Raw genomic sequence first — 18209 nt, 5'->3', positions numbered from 1 at the left:
ACTGACCGGGCCTTATTCCATGTCCTTGAGCCAAGCGGTGTCTTTGAACCACTTGTCATGGATACGATCGTAGGTGCCGTCTTCGTGAATCTGGCGCAGGAAGTTGTTGATGAAGTTGATGCTGTCGTAGTCACCCTTCTTCAGACCGAAGGCCAGCGGCTCGTAGGTGAACGGCTTGTCGAGGAACACCAGTTTGCCGTTGCCGACCTTGTTAACCGCCACAACGTTGTAAGGCGCGTCGTAGATGAAGGCGTCGGCCTTGCCGTTGACCACATCAAGCACGGCTTCCTGCTCGTTGTCGTAGCCGTGGTACTTGGCCTTGGAGATCAGCTTTCTGGCGACCATCTCGCCGGTGGTGCCGAGCTTGGAAGTGATGCGGTAGTCGGCGGTGTTCAGGTCTTTATAGGACTGGATGGTGCCTTCCAGTTCCTTGCGGATCAGCAGGGTCTGGCCCACCACGATGAACGGTTCGCTGAAGTTCAGGCGCAGGTTGCGTTCCTGGGTCAGGGTCATGCCGCTGCCGATCATGTCGAACTTGTCGGTGAGCAAGGCCGGGATAATGCCGTCGTAGCCGGTGGAAACCATCTCCAGCTTGACGCCCATGGCCTTGGTCATGGCTTTGAGGAGGTCGACTTCGAAGCCGATGATCTCGCCGCGCTTGTTGGTCATTTCGAACGGCATGTAGGTCGGGTCCATGCCGACTTTCAGCGTGCCACGCTTGACCGCGTCATCGATGGCACCGGCGTGCGCCGCGCTGACTGCAACCAATGCCGTGACGCCGACCAGCAGCATCGAGAGATACTTCTTCATCTTCAAGTCCCCAAAACCATCGCGTTGTGAGGCGCGCAAACCGCTGATTTTCCTTTGAAAACCGGCAGATACGAACAGAAAGTTGTCCGGGCGCACCAATTCGGGGACGGATGCTAACGCACTCGTTCGTTTGCACAAGGGCTTACACAGGATTTGTTACTCGACGCCGATCAGCAGCGCAAAAAAACCCCGCTTTCGCGGGGTTTCTTGTCAGGCCAACTGAGGCTGCTCACTCAGCGGTTTGAGCGGCAACAGCGGCGCATGGGGGTCGGCGTTCACCGATTTACGCCACGCTTCCAGCCACTCGGGGTGACCTTCACTCCAGATTTGCTCATGCAGACGACCCAGTGCTACCGGGTCACTGAGCAGTTGCACGCGCTCATTGTTGTTCAGACCCTCAGGCCCGACTTTCAGCGCATGACGCACCCGTTCGACCCGCAACCATTCGATCGGCTCGGCCTCACGGTGGCGTGAAGTCGCCAGCGAGCACGCCAAGGCGTTCTGCTGTGGATCGACCACTGCCCGGACAAAGCCGTCGTTCAGCGCATGCCAACGGTTTTCGTGGGTGTACTGGTCGGTCGCCAGCAACGCCTGTGGCGGATTGTATTCCTCAGGGATCAGGAACAGGCTTTCGTCACGGGACTTGAGGCCCAGGCCAACTCGACTGGAGATCACCGACACCGGAATCGACAGCATCAACGAACCGACGATCGGCACCAGCCACCAGAGGAAGCTCGGGTTCAGCCAGATCACCAGCAGGGCCCAGAAGAAGCCCAGCAAGGTTTGCGGACCGTGGCGTTTTACCGCTTCGCTCCATGGCGTGGAGTCGTCGTCACGTTGCGGCGAGTTCCACGTCGCAGCCCAGCCGAGGAACGCGGCGAGCACGAAGCGGGTGTGGAAAATCATCCGCACTGGCGCCAGCAACATGGAGAACAGCATCTCCAGCAGCATCGACAGGGTCACCTTGAACTTGCCACCGAACTCTTTCGCGCCCTTGGCCCAGATCAGGATGACGCTCAACAACTTAGGCAGGAACAGCAGCACGACGGTGGTCGAGAACAGCGCGATCGCCTTGTCCGGATGCCATTGCGGCCACAACGGATAGAGCTGACGTGGCTCAAGGAAGTACTGCGGCTCCATCAACGTGTTGACCGCCAGCAGCGCCGTCGACAGCACGAGGAAGAAGAACCACAACGGCGCCGACAAGTAAGACATCACGCCCGTCAGGAACACCGCACGGTGCACCGGGTGCATGCCTTTTACCAGGAACAGGCGGAAGTTCATCAGGTTGCCATGACACCAACGACGGTCACGCTTGAGTTCGTCCAGCAGGTTCGGCGGCAATTCTTCGTAGCTGCCCGGCAAGTCGTAGGCAATCCACACGCCCCAGCCGGCACGGCGCATCAGAGCCGCTTCGACGAAGTCGTGGGACAGAATTGCACCGGCAAACGCGCCTTTACCGGGCAACGGCGCCAGGGCGCAGTGCTCGATGAATGGCTTCATGCGGATGATCGCGTTGTGGCCCCAGTAGTGGGATTCGCCCAACTGCCAGAAGTGCAGACCGGCGGTAAACAGCGGACCGTACACGCGGGTGGCGAACTGCTGCATGCGTGCATACAGCGTGTCCATGCCAGACGCGCGCGGCGCAGTCTGGATGATCCCGGCGTCCGGGGTGGCTTCCATCAAGCGCACCAGACTGGTCAGGCAATCGCCGCTCATCACGGAGTCCGCGTCGAGCACGACCATGTACTTGTAATCACCGCCCCAACGACGGCAGAAGTCGTCGAGATTGCCGCTTTTACGTTTGACGCGACGGCGACGGCGGCGATAGAAGATCTTGCCGAAGCCTTTGGCTTCACGACAGACGTCCAGCCAGGCTTGTTGCTCGGCGACGCAGATATCGGCGTCGTTACTGTCGCTGAGGACAAAGAAGTCGAAGCGATCCAGGCTACCCGTGGCCGCAACCGACTCGAAGGTCGCCCGCAAACCGGCAAAAACCCGTGGCACGTCTTCGTTGCAGATCGGCATCACCAGTGCGGTGCGAGCGTCCTTGGGGATCGGCTCGTTGCCGGCGCTTTTACCGGAAATGCGGTATTTGTCGTGACCGGTGAGCAACTCGAGAAAGCCCATCAATGCGGTCCAGAAACCGGCCGACACCCAGCAGAACAGAATCCCGAACAAGATCAGGATGCTGGTTTGCAGCGCATACGGCAGCACTTGCGTAGCCGTTTGCGACAGCGGTTGATGCAGCACTTCGTTCAGGTCGACGAACGACCAGCCCTGGTACGGCATGATGCCCTTCATGTACCAGCCGGCGACGATGGTCTGGCCGAGCATCAGCACCAGCAGGATATAGCGGCGGATCGAACCGACGGTGCGCCAGCGAGCGGCCGGCAGCACACGCTCATCCTTCGGCGGGGCCGGCGGATTGGTGCGACCGGTCAGACGACGCCAGCCACGCACCAGAATGTTGGTGCGCCACGGCTCCGGCACGACTTTGGTCCGACGAATCGGCGGGGTTGCCCGCAGGCAAACCCGGCCGCTGGCGTCGAGCACCAGCATTTCGGCGTCGGCCAGTTCTTCGGCGGTGTTCAGGGTCAAACGACGACCCACCGAAGCTTGAGCAGCTTCGGTCGGCGCGTCGAACGTCGAGGACGAAAGGCGCTCATGCAATTCGCTGAAAGACTGGCAGCCCGCGAGTTCCGCGCGCTGCTCGTCGGTCATTGGCAGATGCGCCAGATACTCGGCAAGAGTCTCTGGCTGTACTTGAGAATTACTCATCGGCAGGCAACTGATAGCTCCAGGTCTCGGTCAAGACTTCTTCAGTCGGTACCGATTCCGGTGTGGCTGGGACCGCTTCGGCAGCGACTGGCTGCTTGGCGTCTTTGTTGTCCTTGTCCTTGGAATCTGCGGCTGGCTTGGCTGCGGCCGGTTTGGCTTCAACCTGCTTGGCCTCAGTTTGCTTGGTTTCCTTCGCGTCCTTGGCTTCCTTGTCCAGCTTCTCCTGCTGCCGAGCGGCAATCTTGTCAGCCTTGGCGACGGAAGAATTGGATGCCGGCAACGATGTTTTGGCCAGGTCGGCAGTCACGGCGTTCTTGACCAGTGCTGCACGCATCTCGGTAGGCTTGCCCGGATCCTTGATTTTCATCCGCAGCGTCAGGCGCCAGCCCTTGGTTTCAGGGTTGTAACGTACGCTGTTCTCGACCAGCTCGGCATTCTCGCCAACGCTGACCTGGCTACGAATCTCCGTATCTTCCGGCAATGCCGACAGGGACGGGCCTTCGAAGTCCACCAGATAGGCAACGCTACCGTCCGGCTGACGAATCAGGTTGGACTGTTTCACGTCACCCGTGGAACGCAGGGTCTGTTGGACCCAGGCGCTGTCCGGTGCGTGAAGCGCGGCTTCGTCGATGGTCCAGTGCATGCGATAAGCGACGTCCAGCGGCTGGCCAGGCTCAGGCAGTTTTTCCGGACTCCAGAACGCAACGATATTGTCGTTGGTTTCGTCGGCAGTCGGAATCTCTACCAGATCGACGGAGCCCTTGCCCCAATCGCCTTTTGGTTCGATCCAGGCACTTGGGCGCTTGTCGTAACGGTCGTCGAGGTCTTCGTAGTGGCTGAAGTCGCGGCCACGTTGCAGCAGGCCGAAACCGCGCGGGTTCTCGATCGAGAAGTTGCTCACCGACAAGTGTTTCGGATTGTTCAGTGGGCGCCAGATCCACTCGCCGTTGCCGGCATGGATCGACAGACCGCTGGAGTCATGCAGTTCGCGACGGTAGTTCAGCACTTTCGACGGCTGATTGGCGCCGAACAGGAACATGCTGGTCAGTGGCGCAACGCCAAGCTTGGCGACCTTGTCACGCAGGAACATCTTGGCCTTGACGTCGACAACGGTGTCGCTGCCCGGACGCAGGGTCAAGCGATAGGCACCGGTCGCGCGTGGCGAATCCAGCAGCGCAAAGATCACCAGATGTTTGTCACCCGGTTGTGGCTGTTGAATCCAGAACTCGGTGAAACGCGGGAATTCTTCGCCGGACGGCAAAGCGGTATCGATGGCCATGCCGCGAGCGGACAAGCCATAGGTGTGACCCTTGCCGACAACGCGGAAGTAACTCGCGCCGAGCATGGTCATGATTTCGTCTTGCTTGTCAGCCTTGTTGATCGGGTACAGCACACGGAAACCGGCATAACCCAGTTGTTCGGTGGCTTTAGGATCGAACTTCACGTCGCCGAAATCGAAACGACTTGGGTCGTATTTGATCTCTTCGACGGTGTTAGCTGTGATTTCGTTGATTTTCACCGGCGTATCGAAATGCATACCCTGGTGATAGAACGACAGCTTGAACGGGGTTTTCTGACCGGCCCACTCGGCTTTTTCGGTCAGGAAGCGAATTTTTTGATAGTCCGCGAATTTCATCTCGCGGAACTCGTTCGGCAGGTTACTGCGCGGAGCTTCGTATTTCTGCCCGGCCAGCTCTTTTGCCTTGACCGATACATCATCCAGATTGAATGCCCAAAGCTGACCGGCGCTGAGCAGGCAGAGCAGTGCAGAGCCCGCTACCAGAGCGCTTCGTAACCGTTTGGCAGACAATTTTGCATTACAGGGACTAACAATCACGAGCAACCCTCGCCGAAAACAGATCAAAAAACCAACGGCCAGTTAAAGTGCCTGTGAGGTTTACGGCATGAAAAAACCGACCCTACAGACCACTCTTGCCAAGTTGGCGAGCATTGTTCCGACTCCTATGGGGCTAAATGATTCCCCAAGAGGTCCAGGACAAGTCTCTACCTAAGTCAAAATGGACCAACGAACGCTGATCCCCGTAGCGCGCGATTATCTAGTAGGCCGCGTTACAACGCATCAGGGGTAACAAAGTATTTATCGCGAAAAACGCCTGTTTTCAGTCGAAAAGCCCTTAAAAACATGTTTCAAACGCTTTCAGGTCTGTAACAGGAAGGTGACCGGGCCGTCATTGACCAGGTGCACCTGCATATCCGCGCCGAATCTACCTGATGCCACAGTGCCATGCACCTGTTTCGCCTTACCTAATAGATAGTCGAAAAGCTCCTCGCCCAAGGCTGGAGGGGCAGCGGTCGAAAAACTCGGACGCAACCCGCTCTTGGTATCGGCGGCCAGGGTGAACTGCGAGACCAGCAGCAACCCACCGCCTACATCCGCCAGGGACAGATTCATCTTGCCCTCGGCGTCACTGAACACACGATAGTTAAGCAGTTTCTGCAGAAGTTTGTCGGCGCTGGCCCGAGTATCCTCGGGCTCAACCGCCACCAGGACCAGCAATCCCTGATCGACGGCGCCAACCACCTCCCCCGCTACCTCGACTCGCGCGCCACGCACGCGTTGCAGCAGGCCCTTCATGCTTCTTCAGGGGCCAGGTCGAGCAGACGATGGGCCATCTGATCGGCGGCACGAACCAGTGCGTCAGTAATGCCAGGTTCGGAGGCGGCATGGCCGGCGTCACGGATCACCTGCAATTCACTGTTCGGCCAGTTCTGATGCAGTTCCCAGGCGTTGTCCAGCGGGCAGATCACGTCGTAGCGACCGTGGACGATCACGCCAGGCAAATGGGCGATCTTGCCCATGTCGCGGATCAGCTGGTTGGGCTCAAGGAACGCATTGTTGGTGAAGTAGTGACATTCGATGCGGGCAATCGACAGCGCGCGCTGTGGCTCGGAGAAACGATCGACCACCATCGGGTTCGGGCGCAGGGTGGCGGTCCTGCCTTCCCAGGTAGACCAGGCCTTGGCCGCGTGCATCTGGGCAATCTGATCGTTGCCGATCAGGCGCTTGTGGAAAGCCGAGAGCAAGTCTTCGCGCTCGTCCAGCGGGATCGGTGCGATGTAGTCCTGCCAGTAATCGGGAAACAGACGACTGGCGCCACACTGGTAGAACCACTCGATTTCCTGCGGACGGCAGAGAAAAATCCCGCGCAGAATCAGACCGTGCACGCGCTCCGGGTGGGTTTGCGCGTAGGCCAGCGCCAGGGTCGAGCCCCATGAGCCGCCGAACAACACCCACTTATCGATGCCAAGGTGCTGGCGAATTCGCTCAAGGTCGGCGACCAGATCCCAGGTGGTGTTGTTTTCCAGGCTGGCGTGGGGCGTTGAACGACCGCAACCGCGCTGGTCGAAGGTCACAATGCGATACAGGTTCGGATCGAAATACCGACGGCTCTGGGCATCACACCCGGCGCCGGGGCCGCCGTGGATGAACACAACGGGCAAACCTTCCGGCGAACCGCTTTCGTCGACATACAGCGTGTGGGTTTCATCGACGGCCAGATCGTGCCGGGCGTGGGGTTTGATCTGCGGGTACAAAGTCTGCATTGCGCGCTCCGTAAGGGGTCGAGGTCATCCCTGGGGGGACTTCTATTATTCTGCCGTCCGGCATCATAAACCCGAATTACGCCAATGAGCATGCCTTGCAGAGTCAGAGGTTTTTCAGCCCGTTTTTTCAGACAAATAGCCGAGCAGCGTTTCATAGAGTGCGTCGACCTCGGCGACCTGCCCCCGAGCCCGCAAACAGCCATGGACCAACCCCTCGCCGTAGTAAAGCGTCGCGGTCACGCCTGCTGCGTTCAGTCGCTCGGCGTAGAGCATGCCGTCATCACGCAGCGGGTCGAATTGCGCCACGGCGATCAAGGCCGGCGGCAACCCACTGAAGTCCTCGGCGAGCAACGGCATCGCATAGGCACTTGGCTGTCCAGTGCCGCGCAAGTACAGGGCGTGATAACAGTCCAGATCGCTGCTGCTGAGTAAGGGAGCATCGGTGCATTCACTGCGCGACGGCAAACGGTGATCGCCGCCCAGCCCCGGATAAATCAGCACCTGCGCCGCCGGCAATGGCTCGCCCGCATCGCGTAACGCCAGGCACAACGCCGCCGCAAGGTTGCCACCGGCGCTGTCCCCGGCCACCAGCGTTCGCTCGGGATCGAGCCGGAATGGCCCGGTCCGTAGCGCGCGCCAGACACCCAGACAATCCTCGAACGCCGCTGGAAACGGATGTTCCGGCGCCAACCGATAATCGACGGCGATCACCAGCACGCCGAGCGTCGACGCCAGTTCGGCGCAGATGAAGTCATGGGAATCCAGGTCCCCCACCACCCAACCGCCGCCGTGCAGATAAACGATGCACGGGCAACCGCTGGTCGGTGGTGAAACTGGCGGTTGATAAGACCGCACTGGCACGCCGGCCAATTCGAAATCCACCACATACAGCCCGCCGGGACGCGACGGGGTGAACGCCCGGCACATGTCGCTGTAGGCCTGACGCAAACCGGCGAGGCTGCTTTCGGTGCTGTTGAAGCTGACGGTCTTTTCGACGAAAGCCGTCATCTGTGCAGAAAGCGGGTAAGGAGCCATGAGTCTGATGTCAGCCTGTTCAGGTTTTTGAGACGAACCTAATGACCTGTGGGAGCGAGCTTGCTCGCGATGGCGGACTGACAGGCAACATCGATGTTGACTGTTATTGCCTCATCGCGAGCAAGCTCGCTCCCACAGGTTCTGCATACATCTGGACCAGTGTCAGTTTTTCAAACTGGCCTGAACGGTAGCCACGCCATCCTTGCCATCGAGACTGCTGACACCGGCAAGCCAGCGTTGCAAATCTTCTGGATGGTCGCGCAACCACTGTTTGGCAACATCCTGCGGCGTCTTGCGCTCCATGATCGGTACCATCAACTGGCTTTCCTGGGCGGCGGTGAAGGTCAGGTTTTCCAGCAAGCGATTGACGTTCGGGCAGCGCTGGGCGTAGTCCGGGGCGGTCACAGTGGAGACGGTGGCGGCGCCCTCGTTCGGGCCGTAAACGTCTTCGCTGCCGGTCAGGTAGGCGATCTTCATGTTGATGTTCATCGGGTGCGGGGTCCAGCCGACGAACACCACGAATTCCTTGCGATTCACCGCTCGCTGAACGGCGGCAAGCATGCCGGCCTCGCCTGACTCGATCAGTTTGAAGTCCTTCAAACCAAATTGGTTGGTCTCGATCATGGTTTTGATGGTGGCGTTGGCGCCACTGCCCGGCTCGATGCCGTAGATCTTGCCGCCGAGTTGGTCCTTGAATCTGGCGATATCGGCGAAGGTTTTCAGCCCCGCTTGGGCGACGTACTCAGGTACGGCGAGCGTTGCCTGGGCGTCGGCCAGGCTCGGTTTGTCCATGACTTTCACTTGATTGGCAGCCAGGAACGGCGCGATGTTTTTGTCCATCGCCGGTTTCCAGTAACCGAGGTAGATGTCCAGACGCTTGTCGCGGATGCCGGCGAAGATGATTTGCTGCACGGCGCTGGTTTGCTTGCTTTCGTAGCCGAGGCCATTGAGCAGTACGTCAGCCATGCCGCTGGTGGCGATCACGTCTGTCCAGTTGACCACGCCCATGCGAACGGCCTTGCAGGAAGCGTCATCACTGGCCAGGACGCTGGTGCTCAGCAGAGCCGTGCCGCAGAGGATTGAGAGACAGCGGGTAAACAGTCTTTTCATTGGGGAGGTTCTCGTGCGGCAGCGGATTATTGTCGGGCCGGTGTCTTTGTGCACCGTGGGCCAAACATTACGCAGCAGACGAGCGGTAAAAGCGACCTGTAGCGACCGTGTTTTGCACGGTGGCGACTGTTCCGGAAAGGTATCGAGAAGAACCCCAAACTGTGGGAGCGAGCCTGCTCGCGATTGCGGTGTAACAGTCAACATCGATATTGAATGTTATGACCTCATCGCGAGCAGGCTCGCTCCCACACGGGTTATGCGCTGTAGTGTTTCTCGCCCCAGGCCAGCAGGCCTTGCAGCAATTCCTTGAGCACCACCTGCGTCGGCGCCGCCAGGTCCGGGCGATAACGGAACGGCTCGAATTCTTCCATGTACGTGCACTGGCCCAACTCCAGTTGCACCGCATGGATGTTTTCGGCCGGATTGCCGTAATGCCGGGTGATATGGCCGCCCTTGAAGCGACCGTTCAGCACATGGCTGTAATCGCCGTGGCGCGCGCAGATGGCTTCCAGTTGAGTGGCCAACTGTGGATCGCAACTGGCGCCGTTGAAGGTGCCGAGGTTGAAGTCCGGCAGCTTGCCGTCGAACAGGTGCGGGATGATCGAGCGGATCGAGTGCGCATCGAACAGCAGCGCGTAGCCGAACTCGGCTTTCAGTCGCGCCAGTTCCTGCTGCAAGGTCGTGTGGTACGGCGTCCAGATCTGCTCCAGGTAAGTCGCGCGCTCTGCGGCCGATGGCTCATGCCCTTCGTGGAACAACGGAATACCGTCGAACAGCGTCGCCGGGTACAGACCGGTGGTCGCGCCGGCATACAACGGCTTGTCGTCAGACGGTCGATTCAGGTCGATGACAAAACGCGAGTACTCGGCGGCCAAGGTGCTGGCGCCCAGCTCGGCAGCAAATTCGTAAAGCTGCGGGATATGCCAGTCGGTGTCCGGCAGGCTTTTCGCGTCGGGGATCAACCCGGCTTCGACCGTCGGGGTCAGGCGCAGGCCGGCGTGGGGCATGCTGATCAGCAGCGGTACGCGACCTTGTTTGAAGTTCAGAACCTTATCCACAACTGTTCTCCTAAATGCTCACTTCAACGCCGTGACGCACGACGCGTTTTTCCAGGTCACCGCCCAGCCAGTACGACAGGTCGGCCGGACGATCGATTTGCCAGGCGACGAAATCTGCACACTTGCCGACTTCCAGCGAACCGTGGGTTTCAGCCATGCCCAGCGCGGTAGCGGCATGAATCGTTGCACCCGCCAAGGCTTCTTCCGGGGTCATACGGAAACAGGTGCACGCCATGTTCAGCATCAAACGCAACGACAGTGCCGGCGAGGTGCCTGGGTTGAGGTCGCTGGCGATGGCGATTTTCACGCCGTGTTTGCGCAGCGCCTCCATCGGCGGCAATTGGGTTTCCCGCAGGAAGTAAAAGGCGCCGGGCAGCAACACCGCGACGGTGCCGGACTTGGCCATGGCGATGGCGTCGTCTTCGGTCATGAATTCCAGGTGGTCGGCCGACAGTGCGTGGTAACGCGCGGCCAGACTCGAACCCTGCAACGACGACAACTGTTCGGCGTGCAGCTTCACCGGCAAACCGAGTTTCTGCGCGGTGATGAACACCCGCTCGACCTGCGCCGGCGAAAACGCCAGGTATTCGCAGAACGCGTCCACCGCATCCACCAGCCCTTCGGCGGCCAGGGCCGGGAGCATCTCGGCGCAGATGTGATCGATGTAGTCGTCGGCACGGTCCGCGTATTCCGGCGGCAAAGCGTGAGCGGCCAGGCACGTGCTGCGCACGCTGACCGGCAGTTCGGCGCCGAGACGGCGGATGACCCGCAGGATTTTGCGTTCGCTGGCCAGGTCCAGGCCGTAGCCGGATTTCATTTCGACGGTGGTCACGCCGTCGCGCATCAGGCTCTTCAGACGCTTGGCGGCGCTGGCGAACAGTTCATCTTCAGTGGCCGCGCGAGTGGCGCGCACGGTGCTGGCGATGCCACCACCGGCCGCTGCGATTTCTGCATAGCTGACGCCTTGCAGACGCTGTTCGAATTCACCGCTGCGGTTACCGCCGAACACTGTGTGGGTGTGGCAGTCGATCAGGCCCGGCGTCACCCAGGCCCCTTTAAGATCATTGACTGCCGGGTACTCGCCCGCCGGCAGTTCAGCGCGTGGGCCGATCCACTCAATGTGCGCTCCTGACGTCACGATGGCCGCATCCTCGATGATCGAGTAGGCGCCTTGCGCCATGGTTGCGACGTGGCAGTGTTGCCAGAGAGTTTTCATCCGTGGCCTCCGTTAGGTTATCGATGAGAAAAAGAAGGTTCCCGCTCCACCGGTACTGCCTTGCCTGCCGCCGGTTTCACCCACGTCAGGTAGGCCAGCACCAGCAATACAATCCAGACCACGCCGACGATCAGAGCCGCCTGGGTGTCCGGGAAATAGCCCAGCACGCCAAAGATGAACAGCATGAAGGCAATCGCCGCCATCGGCGCATAGGGCCAGAACGGCACCGGGAATTTCAGTTGGGCGACCTGCTCGGCACTCATGGAGCGACGCATGGCCACTTGGGTGAACAGAATCATCAACCAGACCCATACAGTGGCGAAGGTTGCGATGGAGGCGATCAACAGAAATACGTTTTCCGGAATCAGGTAATTCAGCAGCACGCCCAGCAGCAACGCGACACTCATTACCACTACTGTCATCCATGGCACGCCATTGCGCGACAAGCGGGCAAAGCCCTTGGGCGCATGCCCTTGCTGGGCCAGACCGTACATCATGCGGCCCGCACCGAAGATGTCACTGTTGATCGCCGACACTGCCGCCGAGATCACCACGATATTGAGAATGGTCGCCGCCGAGCTGATCCCCAGGTTGTCGAAAATCTGCACGAACGGGCTACCTTGGCTGCCAATCTGCTGCCATGGAAAGATCGACATCAATACGAACATCGTCAGCACGTAGAACAGCAGGATACGCAACGGTACGGCATTGATCGCCCTGGGCAGCACGCGCTGCGGGTCTTTGGCTTCACCGGCGGTCACGCCGATGATTTCAATGCCGCCAAATGCAAACATCACTACCGCAAACGAAGCGATCAGGCCGCCCACGCCATTGGGCATGAAGCCGCCATGGCTCCAGAGGTTGCTGATGTCGGTCGCCTGGGCGCCCGGCGCCGTGCTGATACCGAACAACATGATGCCGAAGCCACCGAGGATCATCGCGACGATGGCCGCGACCTTGAGCAGCGACAGCCAGAACTCCATTTCACCGAAGACTTTGACGTTGCACAGGTTCAGGCCGCCGACCACCGAAACGATGCCCAGTACCCAGATCCAGCGGGCGACTTCCGGAAACCAGAAGCCCATGTAAATACCGAATGCGGTGACGTCGGCCATGCCGACGATGACCATTTCAAACGCGTAGGTCCAACCGAGGATGAAGCCCGCCATCGGCCCAAGATACGTGCTGGCGTAGTGGCCGAAAGAGCCGGCCACCGGGTTGTGCACCGCCATCTCGCCGAGGGCGCGCATGACCATGAACACCGCCGCGCCACCGATCAGGTAAGCGAGCAGGACCGCAGGACCGGCCATTTGAATGGCCGAGGCAGAACCGTAAAACAGCCCGGTGCCGATCGCCGACCCCAGCGCCATGAAGCGAATATGTCGGGCAGAGAGCCCGCGTTTCAAACCTTTTTCTGGCTGTTGCATTGCTCGTCCTTAATTATTCTTATTGGCGACATGATCGTTCCCACGCTCTGCGTGGGAATGCAGCCCCGTGACGCTCTGCGTCACTGGACGCGGAGCGTCCCAAGAGGCATTCCCACGCGGAGCGTGGGAACGATCATCAGAGAAGGAGCCGTTACAGACTAGGCAGCAACTTCGCCGTAACCAGCTCATTCAGGCAACGCGTCGCCAACAACTCGCTCGCCGCATTGATGTCCGGTGCGAAGAAACGGTCTTTCTCATAGAACGGCACTTCGGCACGCAGGATGGCACGAGCCTTTTCCAGCTTCGCAGAGGTCTTCAGACCTTCACGCAGGTCGAGGCCCTGAGCCGCCGCCAACCATTCCACCGCGAGGACGCCGCGAGTGTTTTCGGCCATTTCCCACAGGCGTTTACCGGCAGCCGGCGCCATGGATACGTGGTCTTCCTGGTTCGCGGAAGTCGGCAGGCTGTCCACCGAGTGCGGATGGGACAGCGCCTTGTTCTCGCTGGCCAGTGCCGCAGCAGTCACCTGGGCGATCATGAAGCCGGAGTTCACACCGCCATTGGCCACCAGGAACGGCGGCAGTTGCGACATGTGCTTGTCCATCATCAGCGAGATACGACGTTCGCTCAGGGAACCGATTTCAGCGATGGCCAAGGCCATGTTGTCGGCAGCCATGGCGACCGGCTCGGCGTGGAAGTTACCGCCGGAGATCACGTCGCCTTCAGCGGCGAATACCAGCGGGTTGTCCGAAACGGCGTTGGCTTCGATGGCGAGCACTTCGGCGGCCTGACGGAACTGAGTCAGGCAGGCGCCCATGACTTGCGGCTGGCAACGCAGGGAGTACGGGTCCTGGACCTTTTCGCAGTTCTGGTGCGAGTCGGATACTTCGCTACGCTCGCCCAGCAGATCGCGGTAAGCGGCAGCGGCGTCGATCTGGCCTTTCTGGCCACGAGCGGCGTGGATGCGGGCGTCGAACGGCGAGCGCGAGCCCAATACCGCTTCAACCGTCATGCCACCAATGGCCAGGGCGCCGGCGAACAGGTCTTCGCCTTCGAACAGACCACGCAGCGCGTAAGCGGTGGACACCTGAGTGCCGTTGAGCAGCGCCAGACCTTCTTTGGCCGCCAGGGTCAACGGGGTCAGACCGGCCACTTTCAGTGCTTCGGTGGCTTCCATCCACTCGCCTTTGTAGCGAGCCTTGCCTTCGCCCAGCAGCACCAGCGACATGTGGGCCAAAGGCGCCAGGTCGCCGGATGCACCGACTGAACCTTTCAATGGAATGTGCGGGTAAACCTCGGCATTGATCAGGGCGATCAGGGCGTCGATCACGACGCGACGAATGCCGGAGAAACCACGGCTCAGGCTGTTGACCTTGAGCACCATGACCAGTCGAACCAGCGCGTCGCTGATCGGCTCGCCAACACCGGCAGCGTGGGACAAAACGAGCGAGCGCTGGAGGTTTTCCAGGTCTTCGCTGGCGATACGGGTCGAAGCCAGCAGGCCGAAACCGGTGTTGATGCCATAAGCGGTGCGGTTCTCGGCGAGGATCTGTTCCACGCAGGCAACGCTGGCTTCGATCTGGGCCGAGGCACTGTTGTCGAGGGTGATTTTGACCGGTTGCTGATAAACATCACGCAGTTGGGCAAGGCTCAGTTGGCCGGGAATAAGGTTTAACGCAGTCATTTCGTGCTCCTTTTGAGAGTTTTTATTAACTCACCAGACGCTCCGGAGATGTCCGTTGTCCGTCGCGTCTCGCCTTCTGGGGAGCCGCGCCTTGGCACGCTGGTGTGGTGGAAATCAGTTCAGGTTCGGTAACACTTTGTGCAGCAAAATCGGGTCTTTCAAAACGGCGGCGGCACTGGCGATGTCCGGTGCCAGCCAGCGGTCCTGATCGTAGGCCGGGACTCGCTCGCGCAGCAGGCGCCAGGCAGCATCGGTGCCGGCCCCGAAGCGTTGCTCTTTCAAGAACTCAAACGCCTGAGCCGCCAGCAAGTACTCGATGGCAAGGATCTGCGTGCAGTTTTCCAGCGCGCGATGAAGCTTCAGCGCGGCGTTGGTGCCCATGCTCAAGTGGTCTTCCTGCAGGCCAGAGGTCACGTAGTTGTCGAGTACCGCCGGTTGCGCTAACTGGCGGTTTTCCGCACACAGCGAAGCGGCGACGTACTGAACGATCATCATCCCGGAGTTAACCCCCGGGTTGGCCACCAGGAATGCCGGCAAACCGCTGACATGCGGGTTGATCAAGCGGTCCAGGCGACGTTCGGCGATGGAGCCGATTTCAGCCATGGCGATGGCCAGCAAATCCGCCGCCAAGGCCACGGATTGACCGTGCGGGTTAGCCTGGGACATCACGCGGAAGTCGTCCGGCGTACCCAGCAGCATCGGGTTGTCGGTGACCGAGTTGAGTTCGGTTTCGATTTGCTTTTTCGCGTGCTCGAGCTGATCGCGAGCGGCGCCGTGAACTTGCGGAATCGAGCGAATGCTCAGCGCATCCTGAGTACGAATGCCTTTGCTGCTGGCGATCACTTCACTGCCATCGAGCAACGCACGCAGGTTGATGCCGACTTGCTGCATGCCTGGATGCGGTTTGAGCGCGATGATCTCGGCATCGAACGCGGCAATCTGACCGCGCTGGGCTTCGAAGCTCATGGCACCGATCACGTCGGCCCATTGCAGCAGACGTGTCGCGTCGGCGAGTGCCAGACAGCTGAGGCCGGACATGCACGGCGTGCCGTTGACCAGGCACAGGCCATCTTTGGCGCCGAGCTGAACCGGCTGCAGACCTTCTTCGGCCAGCGCCTGCTGCGCGGAAACGATCTGCCCGCGATAGCTGACAGTGCCGACACCCAGCAGCGCAATGCTGATGTGGGCCATGTGGGTCAGGTAACCCACCGAACCCTGGGACGGCACTTGCGGGGTGATGCCGCGATTGAGCAGCGCCAACAGGGCTTCGACCACCCGGCGATGAATGCCGGATTTGCCGTGGCTGTAGTTGCGAATCGCAGCGCAGATGATTGCGCGGGTCTGTTCGTCGGCCAAGGGGGCGCCGACGCCACAGGCGTGACTGAGCAGGGTGTTGCGCGACAATTGGCTGAGTTGTTCGTCTTTGAGCGAGACATTGCACAGCGCGCCGAGGCCGGTGTTGACGCCATAGGCGCGCTCGCCGCTGACGACGATGCGCTGGACGATGGCCTGGGCATTTTCGATCCGCGCCCAGACCTGTGGTGACAGCTCAAGCTGTGCGCCATGGCGGGCGACGGCAACCACATCCTGCCAACGCAACGGGGCGTCGGCGATAACGATTTTTTCAGCCTGGGACATCTGGAGCCTCATACAAATTCTGTTGACTACTGGAACCTTGTGGCGAGGGGATTTATCCCCGTTCGGCTGCGTAGCAGTCGTAAAACCATTACACGCGTTATGCCTGAGAAACTGTGGTGGTAGGTTTTGGGGCCGCTTCGCAGCCCAACGGGGATAAATCCCCTCGCCACAACCTCAGACCACCGCAGCCCGACGCTGTACGAACCGGTCGACATACTCATCCGCCGGCGAATGCAGGATCTCTCTTGGGGTACCCACCTGAATCAGGCGGCCATCCTTGAGAATCGCAATGCGGTTGCCGATGCGCACGGCCTCGTCGAGGTCGTGGGTGATGAAGACGATGGTCTTGTGCAGGGTCTTTTGCAGCTCCAGCAACTGGTCCTGCATTTCCGCGCGAATCAGTGGGTCGAGGGCGCTGAACGCCTCGTCCATCAGTATGATGTCGGTGTCCGCCGCCAAGGCGCGAGCCAGGCCCACACGCTGACGCATGCCGCCCGAGAGCTGATGCGGGTATTTGTTTTCGTAGCCCTTGAGGCCCACGGTGTTGATCCAGTGCAACGCACGCTCGGAGCACATTTGCTTGGTCTCGCCACGCACTTTCAGGCCGTAGGCAACGTTATCCACCACAGTCTTGTGCGGCAGCAGGCCAAAGCTCTGGAACACCATGCTGATCTTGTGCCGGCGAAATTCGCGCAGGGCTTCCATGTCGTATTGCAGGATGTCAACGCCGTCCACCAGGATCGCGCCGCTGGTCGGGTCGATCAGGCGATTGAAGTGGCGCACCAGGGTCGACTTGCCGGAACCCGACAGGCCCATGATCACGAAGATCTCGCCGGTGCCGATGCTCAGCGACAGGTCGTTCACGCCGACTACGCAGCCGGTTTCGGCCAATACCTGGTCTTTGGTCTTGCCCTGGCCGATCATGGCCAGCGCATCCTTGGAACGGTTGCCGAAAATCTTGAAGACGTTTTTGACTTCGATCTTGCTGATGGCTTCGTTGTTCATTTGCTCACCTCATGCCGTGCCCGACCATACGCCTGAGTAATACGGTCGATGACCACAGCCAAAATCACGATCGCCAGACCGGCCTCAAGACCACGTCCAACGTTGAGGGTCTGAATCCCCACCAACACGTCCTCACCCAAGCCACGGGCACCGATCATCGAGGCAATCACTACCATCGACAGGGCCATCATGGTGGTCTGGTTAATCCCGGCCATGATGCTCGGCAGGGCCAGCGGAAGTTGCACACCAAACAGTTGCTGCCAGCGGTTGGCACCGAAGGCGTTGATCGCTTCCATCACTTCGCCGTCGACCTGGCGAATGCCCAGATCAGTCAGGCGGATCAGCGGTGGTGCGGCGTAGATCACGGTGGCGAAAATCGCCGGGACCTTGCCCAGGCCGAACAGCATCAGCACCGGGATCAGGTACACGAAACTTGGCATGGTCTGCATGATGTCCAGCAGCGGCATCAAGATCGAACGCAGGCGATTGCTGCGCGCCGAAAGAATGCCCAGTGGAATGCCGATCATCACCGAAATGATGGTCGCCACCATCATCAGCGCCAGGGTCTGCATCAGCTTGTCCCAGAGGCCGACCGCGCCCACCAGGAACAACAAGCCTACGATCACGGCGGTGGTCACGACTTTGCGGGTCGCGTGCCAGGCAACGCCCGCCACGATCGCCAGCATCAGCCACCAGGGCGCCGCACGCAGCAGCCCTTCAAGATTGACGATGGCCCACAACAGGGTGTCGGAGATGTGCCGGAACACGTCGCCGTAGTTGGTGACCAGCGAATCGACCCAACTGTTGACCCAGTCGGCGATGGAAAAGGTAAAGCTTTCGGGAAACATAAGAGACTCTCAATCAAGGGGTTGCGATCAAGC

The 18209-nt window shown here is 60.1% G+C and carries 14 protein-coding genes; all 14 read right to left on the bottom strand.

The features are described from left to right. Positions 1 to 12: 12 nt before the first annotated feature. Entirely contained in the window at positions 13 to 810 is a 798-nt protein-coding gene (locus IB252_RS18855; protein ID WP_192409885.1) for a transporter substrate-binding domain-containing protein, read from the bottom strand. 210 nt (positions 811 to 1020) lie between these two features. Then, the gene (mdoH, locus tag IB252_RS18850) at positions 1021 to 3591 is read right to left on the bottom strand and encodes a glucans biosynthesis glucosyltransferase MdoH (protein ID WP_111449391.1); all 2571 of its coding nucleotides are present in this window, start codon (positions 3589 to 3591) and stop codon (positions 1021 to 1023) included. After that, a complete protein-coding gene (locus IB252_RS18845; RefSeq protein ID WP_218536875.1) occupies positions 3584 to 5428 on the bottom strand; it encodes a glucan biosynthesis protein G in 1845 nt (614 codons plus the stop codon). The genes mdoH and IB252_RS18845 overlap by 8 nt, the downstream gene beginning before the upstream one ends. Before the next feature lie 321 nt (positions 5429 to 5749). Further along, positions 5750 to 6187 carry a D-aminoacyl-tRNA deacylase gene (gene dtd, locus IB252_RS18840; RefSeq protein ID WP_008149496.1) on the bottom strand — a complete coding sequence of 146 codons (438 nt, stop codon included), beginning with the start codon at positions 6185 to 6187 and terminating at the stop codon, positions 5750 to 5752. Continuing rightward, positions 6184 to 7155, bottom strand: a complete 972-nt coding sequence (gene pip / locus IB252_RS18835) for a prolyl aminopeptidase (RefSeq protein WP_046045592.1) — start codon at positions 7153 to 7155, stop codon at positions 6184 to 6186. The genes dtd and pip overlap by 4 nt, the downstream gene beginning before the upstream one ends. A gap of 114 nt (positions 7156 to 7269) precedes the next feature. Next, positions 7270 to 8190, bottom strand: coding sequence for an alpha/beta hydrolase (locus IB252_RS18830; protein ID WP_192409883.1), 921 nt, complete (start codon positions 8188 to 8190; stop codon positions 7270 to 7272). 162 nt (positions 8191 to 8352) lie between these two features. Beyond that, on the bottom strand, positions 8353 to 9300 hold the full coding sequence (locus IB252_RS18825) for a choline ABC transporter substrate-binding protein (RefSeq protein ID WP_192409882.1): 948 nt from the start codon (positions 9298 to 9300) through the stop codon (positions 8353 to 8355). Between the two features lie 254 nt (positions 9301 to 9554). Further along, positions 9555 to 10358: an N-formylglutamate deformylase gene (gene hutG / locus IB252_RS18820; protein WP_192409881.1), complete on the bottom strand. Its 804-nt coding sequence runs from the start codon at positions 10356 to 10358 to the stop codon at positions 9555 to 9557. A 10-nt stretch (positions 10359 to 10368) separates the two neighbouring features. Next, entirely contained in the window at positions 10369 to 11574 is a 1206-nt protein-coding gene (gene hutI, locus IB252_RS18815) for an imidazolonepropionase (protein WP_192409880.1), read from the bottom strand. A gap of 17 nt (positions 11575 to 11591) precedes the next feature. After that, a complete protein-coding gene (locus tag IB252_RS18810; protein ID WP_192409879.1) occupies positions 11592 to 13001 on the bottom strand; it encodes an amino acid permease in 1410 nt (469 codons plus the stop codon). 151 nt (positions 13002 to 13152) lie between these two features. Next, positions 13153 to 14685 (bottom strand): histidine ammonia-lyase, encoded by a 1533-nt coding sequence (gene hutH, locus IB252_RS18805; protein WP_111449400.1) that lies wholly within the window; start codon positions 14683 to 14685, stop codon positions 13153 to 13155. A gap of 114 nt (positions 14686 to 14799) precedes the next feature. Further along, on the bottom strand, positions 14800 to 16323 hold the full coding sequence (hutH, locus tag IB252_RS18800) for a histidine ammonia-lyase (RefSeq protein ID WP_192409878.1): 1524 nt from the start codon (positions 16321 to 16323) through the stop codon (positions 14800 to 14802). 174 nt (positions 16324 to 16497) lie between these two features. Continuing rightward, the gene (locus IB252_RS18795; protein WP_052962672.1) at positions 16498 to 17328 is read right to left on the bottom strand and encodes a quaternary amine ABC transporter ATP-binding protein; all 831 of its coding nucleotides are present in this window, start codon (positions 17326 to 17328) and stop codon (positions 16498 to 16500) included. Then, the gene (locus IB252_RS18790; protein WP_111449402.1) at positions 17325 to 18176 is read right to left on the bottom strand and encodes an ABC transporter permease; all 852 of its coding nucleotides are present in this window, start codon (positions 18174 to 18176) and stop codon (positions 17325 to 17327) included. Before IB252_RS18790 ends, IB252_RS18795 begins: the two co-directional genes overlap by 4 nt. Positions 18177 to 18209: the final 33 nt, after the last annotated feature.

The organism is Pseudomonas sp. PDM10, from assembly GCF_014852295.1.
Taxonomy (GTDB): domain Bacteria; phylum Pseudomonadota; class Gammaproteobacteria; order Pseudomonadales; family Pseudomonadaceae; genus Aquipseudomonas.
The sequence above is the reverse complement of the archived record's forward strand: the minus strand, read 5'-3'. Positions and strand labels throughout refer to the sequence as shown.